The following is an 8,797-nucleotide window of genomic DNA, read 5'->3' on the forward strand; positions in this document are numbered from 1 at the left end:
GGGGACCCGCGCCAGCGCGCCGGGCCGGGCGCCCGGCGCCCGGGCCCGCGCCGCCCGCCGCCCCCGCCGCTGCGCGGCGGACCCTTCTCGAGGTCGGGTCGTGCGGGGCTGGGTGATCGCGTCGACGTCAGCGCCTAAGCTGCATGGTGCCGGTCCGGGGAGCCCGGGCGGGCGAAGTATCGCGAGCTCAGCGTTGCTCTGTGGACCACTTGGACTGGTTCCGGGCAGGTGATGGAAGGGATGTCCCGTTCATGGTCAACGTCACCGATGGATTCGGATCGAGTGTTCTCGGCTATCCACGGATCGGTCCGCACCGCGAGCTCAAGCGTGCGCTCGAGTCGTATTGGCGCGGATCGCTGGAGCGCGACGAACTGCTCGCGGTAGGCCGCGACATCCAGGAGCGTCAGTTCAACGAGCTGGCCGCGACCGGACTCACGCAGGTGCCGGGCAACACCTTCTCCTTCTACGACCACATCCTCGACAACGCGCTGCTGTTCGGTGCGGTGCCGTCGCGGTTCTCCGAGTACCAGGAGGGCATGCACCCCCTGGACTTCTACTTCCTGATGGCACGCGGCAATCCCGACCTGCCGCCGCTCGAACTGGTGCGCCTGTTCGGCTCCAACTACCACTACCGCCAGCCCGAACTCGACGCCGACACCACGTTCTCGCTGCATCCGGAGGCCCTGCTCGACGAGTGGGACCGGGCGATCGAGCGTGGGATCGAACTGCGCCCGGTCGTGCTGGGCCCGGTGTCGCTGCTGCTGCTGTCGAAGGCGGGGCACGTGCCCGGCGAGGCCGGGTTCGACACGCTGAGCCTGCTCGACAAGCTGCTGCCGTTCTACGAGGAGCTGTTCGAGATCCTCGCCAAGCGCGGCTCGACCTGCGTGCAGCTCGACGAGCCGTGCTTCACCGGTGAGCGTTCGCCCGCCGAGCTGGCCGCGTTCGAGAAGGCCTACCAGCGGCTGTCCAAGGCGCCGCTGCGCCCGCGCATCCTGGTCACCGGTCAGTACGGCGATTTCGGTGAGGCGCTGCGCATCCTGGCCGCGACCAATGTCGAGGCGATCGGCCTTGACCTGGCGTCCTACCGGATGACGCCCGAGGAGCTGGCCGCGATCCCCGGGATCAAGCGCAAGCGGCTCTACGCGGGTGTCATCAGCGGTACCAACGTGTGGCGCGCCGACCGGTACGTCACCCTGAACTACCTGAACTCGATCGCCGAGGTCTGCCCCGACCTGGTCGTGTCCACCGGCACCACGCTGCTGCACGTGCCCTACGACGTGCTCGCCGAGTACGACATCGACGGCAATGTCGCCGACCGGCTCGCCTTCGCCAAACAGAAGGTGGGCGAGGTGGTCTCGCTGGCCAAGGCGCTCACCGAGGGCCCGTCGGATCACTGGCGCAAGCGGCCGACCGAGGTGCACTTCAAGCAGAAGCACGCGGTGCGTCAGCGGGTGTACGCGGTGACCCCGGACATGCGCGAGCGCGAACCGTACGTGGAGCGCCGTGCCGCCCAGCAGGAACGGCTGAACCTGCCGGTGGTGCCCGCGACCACGCTCGGCTCGTTCCCGCAGAGCGTGCGGCTGCGCCAGGCCCGCCACGAGGTGGCCCAGGGCAGGCTGTCCGAGCAGGACTACCGCAAGCAGGTCGAGGCCGAGATCGAGGCGACGATCCGGCTGCAGGAGGACATCGGTCTCGACGTCTTCGTGCACGGTGAGCACGAGCGCAACGACATGATCCAGTTCTTCGCCGAGCAGCTCGACGGGTTCGCCACCACCCGCTTCGGCTGGGTGCAGGTCTACGGGTCGCGGTGTGTGCGTCCGCCGATCATCTACGGCGACGTGTCGCGGCCCGCGCCGATGTCGGTCGACTGGACCACCTACGCGCAGTCGCTGACCGGCAAGCCGGTCAAGGGCATGGTCACCGGACCGGTCACCATGCTGGCCCGCTCGTTCGTGCGCCAGGACCAGCCGCTCTACGAGACCGCCGATCAGGTGGCGCTGGCCATCCGCGACGAGGTGGTCGACCTGGAGAAGGCGGGCATCGCGATCATCCAGGTCGACGAGCCCGCCATCCGCGAGCTGCTGCCCGCGCGTCCGGTGGGTCGCGAGGAGTACCTGCGCTGGGCGGTCGGCGCGTTCAAGCTGGCCACCTCCGGCGTGCGGGCCGACACCCAGATCCACACCCACATCGGCTATTCCGGCCGCACCGAGGTGGTCGACGCGATCGAGCAGCTCGACGCCGATGTCACCGCGATCGTGGCGACCCGCTCGATCGAATGGGTCATGCAGGCGCTGACCGAGGACGTCGCCACCGGCCACGGCCTCAGCCACGGCGTCGGCCCCGGCGTGTACGAGAGCCGTTCGGCGCGGATCCCGGACATCGACGAGCTCGACGAGCTGCTCACCCAGGCCGCCGAAGCCGTGACGCCGCAACGGCTCTGGGCCAACCCGGACGGCGGTCTCAAGACCCGCCACTACTGGCAGCTCGAGCCGTCGCTGCGCAATATGGTCGCCGCCGCGCGCCGTGTCCGTCGCCGGACACTGGCCGCCGAGGCCGAGGCTGCGGCTGCCGCCGCGGCGGAGTAGACAAGCCGACCAACGGGCGCATCGGAAATCCGGTGCCGGTGATCGACCTGGATGACGAGTTGGTGGCCAAGGCCGCGAAGGAGCTGGGTACCGCGACGAAGAAGGACACCGTGCACGCTGCGCTGCGCGTCGCGTTGCGTCAGAGTGCTGCCCGGAACCTGCGCGTCATGATGAACGGTGACTTTGACGGGCCGGTACATGAAGCCACGGCCAACGCGATGTGGTGGGACAGCGACCACGATTTCGACCGTATCGCCGAGGTCACTGGCCAGCCGGTCGAGTGGGTGGTCCGCCGGGGGCCGCGGACGGAACCGAGTAGCGGGATCGGGGTCGGGTGGTTCCGGCGTCGTGCATGAACAGCAGGATGGCCATCGCGGCGCCTACTCGCTCGACGATTCGACGGGTGGCTGCTTGGGCTTCTTCTTCCCTGGCGGCGCCTCGGCCTCCTCGGTGACCTCGTAGCGCCGGACATAGGCGCCCGCGAAGCCCTGCAGGGTGGCGGTGACCGGGATGGCCAGCAGCGCACCCGTCGGCCCGAGCAGCGCCGCGCCCGCGATCACCGCGCCGAAGGCCACCGCCGGATGCATGTCCAGGGTGGTCGCGGTGATCCGCGGCTGCAGCACGTAGTTCTCGAACTGCTGGTAGGCGACGATGAACAGCAGGATCCACAACGCCGAGATCGGATCGTGCACCAGCGCGACCAGCACCGGCAGCGCACCGGCCAGATAGGTGCCGACGGTCGGAATGAACTGCGAGACCACGCCGACCCACAGCGCCAGCGCGAACGCCGAGGGCACATCGAACAGCCGCAGCGCGACATAGTGGGCCAGCGCGGCGCACAGCGCGAGCAGCGCGCGCGAATAGATGTAGCCGCCGGTCTTCTCGACCGCGATGTCCCACGCGAGCAGCACGTGTTTCTGCTGTCTGGGCGGCAGAAACGAGCACACCCACGTGCGGAAGCGCGGTCCGTCGGCAGCGAAATAGAACGTGAACAGCAGCACGCCGAGCAGCTGGAACAGCGCGCCGATCGCGACAGTGCCGATGCCCCAGACGTTTCCGGCCAGCCCGACCAGATAGCCCTCGATCGTCGAACTCCACTCCGAGGCGTACTTGGTGAGGTCGGCGCCGGACAGGTCCTGGTCGAAGGTCGAATTGATCCAGTCGACCACGTCCTGGATGTAGTCCGGCGCGTTGCTCACCAGCATGGTCACCTGGTTGACCAGCAGCGCGCCCAGCGTCCACACGAACGCGACGACCACGAGCAGCATCCCGCCGAACACCACACCGGTGCCGGCCCCGCGCCGGACACCGCGCGCGGCGAGCCAGTTCACGGCGGGTTCGATCGCGAAGGCGAGGAACAGCGAGACCATCAGGATGGTCAGCAGGCCTTGCAGCTTGCCGAGCACCCAGAACGCCGCGATCAGCCCGGCGATGGCGAGCGTGGCGTAGAGCAGCGACCGCGGCAGCCAGCGCGGCGGGGTGCGCACCGACCAGCCGACCGGCAGCGTGTCCGCCGCCGCGACCGGTGCCGCGACGGCGGGGCCAGGGGTCGATTCGTCATCGGCAGCCACCCGGTCACGGTACCGAGGACGGCGGGATTCGCGCGCGCTGGCGCGCGGCTCAGATCGTCGCGGCGTCGATGACGAAGCGGTACTGCACGTCGCTGGCCAAGACCCGCTCGTAGGCGGAATCGATCTCGTCGGCCGAGATCAGCTCGATCTCCGCGCCGATGCCGTGCGCCGCGCAGAAGTCGAGCATCTCCTGGGTCTGGGCGACGCCGCCGATCATCGAACCGGCCAGCGAACGCCGGAACCCGGCGAGGTTGCGGCCGGTGACGCTCATCGGCTGATCGGGCAGGCCGAGGATGACCAGGGTGCCGTCGAGGGCGAGCAGGCGCAGGTAGTTGTCGATCGGCAGGTTCGCGGAGACGGTGTTGATGATCAGGTCGAACGAGCCGCGCAGCTGCCGGAAGGTCTCCTTGTCGCTGGTGGCGTAGTAGTGGCCGGCGCCCATCCGCAGGCCGTCGTCGCGCTTGCGCAGCGACTGGCTGAGCACGGTCACCTCCGCGCCGAGGGCGGCCGCGATCTTCACCCCGACGTGCCCGAGCCCGCCCATGCCGATGATCGCGACCTTCTTGCCCGGCCCGGCGTTCCAGTGCCGCAGCGGCGAGTACAGGGTGATACCGGCGCACAGCAGCGGCGCGGCGACATCGAGGCCGATGCCGTCGGGAATGGCGACGACGAAGCTCTCGGTCACCACGATCTGGGTGGCGTAACCGCCCATCGTGTAACCACCCGGCTGCGCGGTTTCGGGAACCGGGTTGTTGTAGGTCCAGGTGGCGCCCTTGGCGCAGTACTGCTCCTCGCCGGCCAGACACGGCACGCACTTGCCGCAGGAATTCACCAGGCAGCCGACGCCGACCCGATCGCCCACCTTGTACTTGCGCACCGCCGAGCCGGTGGCCGCGACGATGCCCGCGATCTCGTGACCGGGGACGCAGGGGTACTTGGTGCCACCCCATTCGTCGCGGGCGGTGTGGATGTCGGAGTGGCAGATGCCCGCGTATTTGATGTCGATCGCGACGTCGTCGGGGCCGAGTTCACGGCGCTCGATCGTGACCTTCTCGAAGGACCCGTCGGGGGCGGGGATGGCGTAGGCGGCTGCGGTGCTCATGGACACATGCCTACCGTCGCATGCGGCGTTTGCCAACCGGCGCGTCCGGATCGAGACCGGCCTACCGCGAATCGGGGTCACAATGGAGTAGTCGGCTCGCGAGAGAGGACATGCGCGTGCACGCTCTTGGCCGGGTGCTTGCGACGCTGGTCGTCGCGCTGATCGGCGTGTGCGCGTTCCTCGGATATCGCGGTGAGCTGGAGTTTCCCTGGGATCCGCCGACGGGCGAGATCGTCGCCGTCGCGGAGGAACCGCCGCCGATTCCGCTCGATCCGGTCCTGGTCGCCGCGCAGGTGGAGCCCGCGCTGGTCAATATCGCGGTGGACGCCACGCGGTTCGGGAGCAGCGCCGCCGGGTCGGGCATCGTGCTGACCGAGGGCGGGCAGATCCTCACCAGCCATCACGTGATCAAAGGCGCCGACGAGGTGAAGGTCACCGATATCGGGAACGGGTTGATCTACCCGGCCACCGTCCTCGGCTACGACTCGACCGCCGATATCGCACTGCTGTCGCTGGCCGGGGCATCGGGGCTGCCGACGGCCCGCCTCGGCTCCTCCGCCGAGCTGCGGATCCGCCAGAACGTGCTGGCCATCGGCGACGCGGGCGGCGACGGCGGCGAAGCGACCGCGGTCGCCGGGCCGATCACCGATCTCGACGCGAGCATTGTCGCGATGAACTCCGCGGACCTGACCCGCAAGTCGTTGCGGGGCATGGTGCAGATCGCCGCGCCCGTCGTCGGCGGGCAGTCCGGCGGCGCGCTGGCCGACAGCACCGGCGCCGTCGTCGGGGTGATCACGGCCGCCTCGGGGGATCGGCCCCGCACCGAATACCAGCCGCAACAGGCCACCGGCTACGCGGTGCCGATCGATACCGCCATGCGGATCGTGGCGCAGATCCGCTCGGGGACGCCGACCGAGACCGTGCACATCGGGCCGACGGCCACGCTCGGGGTGCAGATCGTCGACGCGAATCCGTCCGGCGCCCAGGTGAACTGGGCCTTCTACGGTCAGCCGGCGCGCGCGGCCGGGATCGCAGCGGGTGACGTGATCACCGCCGTCGACGGGCAGCCGATCACCACCGCCCGCGCGCTGAGCGCCGCCGTCAATGTGCGCAAGCCCGCCGATCTGATCCGGCTCGACGTCACCGCGCCCGACGGCACGACCCGCACGGTCGACGTGGTGCTGGCGACGGGAACGCCCTAGACCAGGCTCAGCCAGTAGTCCTGGAACTTCAGGAAGACCAGCAGCAGCACCACCGCGTAGAACACGACGACCAGCGTCCACCGCCATTCGGCGAGGATCCCCATCGGACCGCGCGAGCCGCCCCAGGTCTCCTGCGTGGTGACCGCGAACAGCACCGGCACCACGACCCACACCACCATGCAGTACGGGCACAGCGCGTTGATCCGGTACAGGCTCTGGAAGATCAGCCAGCAGATCGCGGCGACGCCGAGGACGTTGCCGAGCCACAGCCCGCCCCAGATCCAGCGCGGGAAGCCGATGCCGACCACCGAGAGCACGGCGAGGGTGACGACCACCGAGAACCCGACGATGCCGAACAGCGGGTTCGGGAAGCCGAATACCTCGGCCTGGTCGGTCTGCATGATCGACCCGCACGACAGCACCGAGTTGATGCTGCAGGAGGTGACGTAGTCCGGGTCGACGAACAGCTTGAACCGTTCGACGGTGAGCGTGAACGACGCCAGCCAGCCCGCCAGCCCGGCGATCAGCAGCAGCCAGGCGGAGCGGGCGGGCGTGGTGATCACTTGGCCGCGTCAGCGATCACGGACGCCAGGCCGTTCTCGCCGTACAGGACATCCCTGGACTGCTGCGGCTGACCGTTGACGTACACCGACGGGGTCCCCTTCACACCCGAGGCGAACGCCGCCTCGGTGAGCTGGTTGATGGCGTCGTTGTAGGGCTTGTCGTTGATGCAGGTGGCCACCGCCGGGTCGGTGTAGCCGGCGTCGACGGCGATCTCGACGAGCTCGGCGTTGCTCAGGCCGGCGCCGCCCTCGGCGGGCTGCTTCTCGAACATCGTCTGCAGCCAGCCCTGGTACTTGCTCGTGTCCGACTTCGCGACACAGAACGAGGCGTTGGCCGCACGCGAGGAGTACTGGTTGGTCGAGGCCTTGTCCAGGAACGAGATGATCTGGTACTCGATGACCGCCGTTCCGTCGGCCGCCGCGTCGGCCAGCGCCGCGGCATTGGCGGCCTCGAACTGCTGGCAGGCCGGGCACTGCAGGTCGGCCACGACGCGGACTTTCACCTTCGCGTCCGGGTTGCCGATCACCACCGAACCGTTCTCCGAGATCGCACCCCCGACCGCGGGAAGCTGTGCGCCGGTGGCGGAGGATTCACTGTCGGAGTCCGACCGGTTCACCGCGATGCCGATGCCGATCGCCGCGATCAGGGCGACCAGGACGGCGGCGACACCGAACTGGATGGCCAGCTTGCGCTTCTTGTCGGCTGCCTCGGCCCTCGCCAGCGGATTCTGCTTGCCCGTGCTCACCGTCGTCACACGCCTTTCGTTGGTTGTCTCCCCACGGGGACATCATTGCGGCCGAACCTGAGAGTTTGTTCAAAGATCGACGTCAGGACGCGTCGAGCCGCCGCAGCTGCTCGGCGACGTCGAAATCGGCGGGCGGCCAATCCAGCCCGAGCCCGGTCAGCGCGTCGATCAGCAATTCGGTGACAGCCAGGCGCGCGTACCACTTGTGGTCGGCGGGCAGGACGTACCAGGGCGCGTAGTCGGTGTTGGTGCGTTCGAGAACAGCCTGGTAGGCCTTCTGATATTCGGGCCAGTAGCCGCGTTCGGTGATGTCGGCGGGGCTGAACTTCCAGTACTTGTCGGCACGCTCGAGGCGTTGGCGCAGCCTGCGCTTCTGCTCGTCGAGGGAGATGAACATGGCCACCTTCACGATGGTGGTGCCCGCGTCGGCGACCTCACGTTCGAAGGCGTTGATCTGGCCGTAGCGCTGCTTCCACTCCGCGCGCGGCACGAGTTCGTGCACCCTGGCCACCAGCACGTCCTCGTAGTGGGATCGATCGAAGACACCGAGCTGGCCGGGCACCGGCAGTCGCTTGCGGATGCGCCACAGGAAGTCGTGCCGCTTCTCCTCCTCGGTCGGCACGCCGAAGGACGCGTGGTCGACGCCCTGTGGGTCGACCGAACCGATGACGTGGCGCACGATCCCGCCCTTGCCCGCGGTGTCCATGCCCTGCAACACCAGCAGCACGCTGCGCTTGTCGCCGGTGCGGCCGTTGGCGAACAGCCGCTCCTGCAGGTCCGAGAGGACGACGCCACGTTCGCTCAGCAGCGTTTTGCCCTGCTGCTTGTCACCGGCGAAACCGGGGGTACTCGACGTGTCGAGGCCGGCGACGCGCTGACCATCGGCGCGCAGCGCGACGGTGACGGGTTGTGCCCAGTTCTTCGCCATTTCCCATGCCTACCACTAGTGCGTGCGATCGACCGGCAAGCTCGACGCAATCGTTGCCTGCCAGCGCATTGACATCGGCGACCACCGAGTTCAGCGTGTC

Annotated in this window: 7 protein-coding genes and 1 pseudogene; 3 read left to right on the forward strand and 5 right to left on the reverse strand. The window is 68.8% G+C overall.

Annotated features, from left to right (window positions below; translation table 11 throughout):
• The first annotated feature begins 251 nt into the window (after positions 1 to 251).
• Together metE and ACFWPJ_RS16870 are read left to right on the forward strand one after the other, a co-directional pair.
• Positions 252 to 2,585: a 5-methyltetrahydropteroyltriglutamate--homocysteine S-methyltransferase gene (gene metE / locus ACFWPJ_RS16865; RefSeq protein ID WP_378852305.1), complete on the forward strand. Its 2,334-nt coding sequence runs from the start codon at positions 252 to 254 to the stop codon at positions 2,583 to 2,585.
• A gap of 38 nt (positions 2,586 to 2,623) precedes the next feature.
• Positions 2,624 to 2,815: pseudogene (locus tag ACFWPJ_RS16870) on the forward strand (type II toxin-antitoxin system VapB family antitoxin); the annotation flags it as partial.
• A gap of 150 nt (positions 2,816 to 2,965) precedes the next feature.
• Here the strand turns inward: ACFWPJ_RS16870 and ACFWPJ_RS16875 are convergent.
• Positions 2,966 to 4,156 carry an AI-2E family transporter gene (locus ACFWPJ_RS16875; RefSeq protein WP_378852295.1) on the reverse strand — a complete coding sequence of 397 codons (1,191 nt, stop codon included), beginning with the start codon at positions 4,154 to 4,156 and terminating at the stop codon, positions 2,966 to 2,968.
• A gap of 49 nt (positions 4,157 to 4,205) precedes the next feature.
• Positions 4,206 to 5,258: an NAD(P)-dependent alcohol dehydrogenase gene (locus ACFWPJ_RS16880; RefSeq protein ID WP_378852297.1), complete on the reverse strand. Its 1,053-nt coding sequence runs from the start codon at positions 5,256 to 5,258 to the stop codon at positions 4,206 to 4,208.
• A gap of 110 nt (positions 5,259 to 5,368) precedes the next feature.
• Here ACFWPJ_RS16880 and ACFWPJ_RS16885 point away from each other — a divergent pair, with 110 nt between their 5' ends.
• Positions 5,369 to 6,460, forward strand: coding sequence for a S1C family serine protease (locus ACFWPJ_RS16885; RefSeq protein ID WP_378852299.1), 1,092 nt, complete (start codon positions 5,369 to 5,371; stop codon positions 6,458 to 6,460).
• On the opposite strand, the gene ACFWPJ_RS16890 is transcribed toward ACFWPJ_RS16885, so the two are convergent.
• The 3 genes from ACFWPJ_RS16890 to ACFWPJ_RS16900 all read right to left on the reverse strand — a co-directional run bounded on the left by ACFWPJ_RS16890 (position 6,457) and on the right by ACFWPJ_RS16900 (position 8,697).
• Positions 6,457 to 7,020 (reverse strand): vitamin K epoxide reductase family protein, encoded by a 564-nt coding sequence (locus ACFWPJ_RS16890; RefSeq protein ID WP_378852307.1) that lies wholly within the window; start codon positions 7,018 to 7,020, stop codon positions 6,457 to 6,459. The two genes, ACFWPJ_RS16885 and ACFWPJ_RS16890, sit on opposite strands and share 4 nt — an antisense overlap.
• A complete protein-coding gene (locus ACFWPJ_RS16895) occupies positions 7,020 to 7,778 on the reverse strand; it encodes a DsbA family protein (RefSeq protein WP_378852301.1) in 759 nt (252 codons plus the stop codon). Before ACFWPJ_RS16895 ends, ACFWPJ_RS16890 begins: the two co-directional genes overlap by 1 nt.
• A gap of 73 nt (positions 7,779 to 7,851) precedes the next feature.
• Positions 7,852 to 8,697, reverse strand: coding sequence for a polyphosphate kinase 2 family protein (locus ACFWPJ_RS16900; protein ID WP_378852303.1), 846 nt, complete (start codon positions 8,695 to 8,697; stop codon positions 7,852 to 7,854).
• Positions 8,698 to 8,797 lie beyond the last annotated feature (100 nt).

The organism is Nocardia sp. NPDC058497, from assembly GCF_042720195.1.
In the GTDB taxonomy this organism is placed as follows: domain Bacteria; phylum Actinomycetota; class Actinomycetes; order Mycobacteriales; family Mycobacteriaceae; genus Nocardia.

Bases quoted from the DNA above. Each gene is read 5' to 3' on its own strand.
- metE (WP_378852305.1), top strand. From the start codon at position 252: ATGGTCAACGTCACCGATGGATTCGGATCGAGTGTTCTCGGCTATCCA.
- ACFWPJ_RS16880 (WP_378852297.1), bottom strand. From the start codon at position 5,258: ATGAGCACCGCAGCCGCCTACGCCATCCCCGCCCCCGACGGGTCCTTC.
- ACFWPJ_RS16885 (WP_378852299.1), top strand. From the start codon at position 5,369: ATGCGCGTGCACGCTCTTGGCCGGGTGCTTGCGACGCTGGTCGTCGCG.
- ACFWPJ_RS16900 (WP_378852303.1), bottom strand. From the start codon at position 8,697: ATGGCGAAGAACTGGGCACAACCCGTCACCGTCGCGCTGCGCGCCGAT.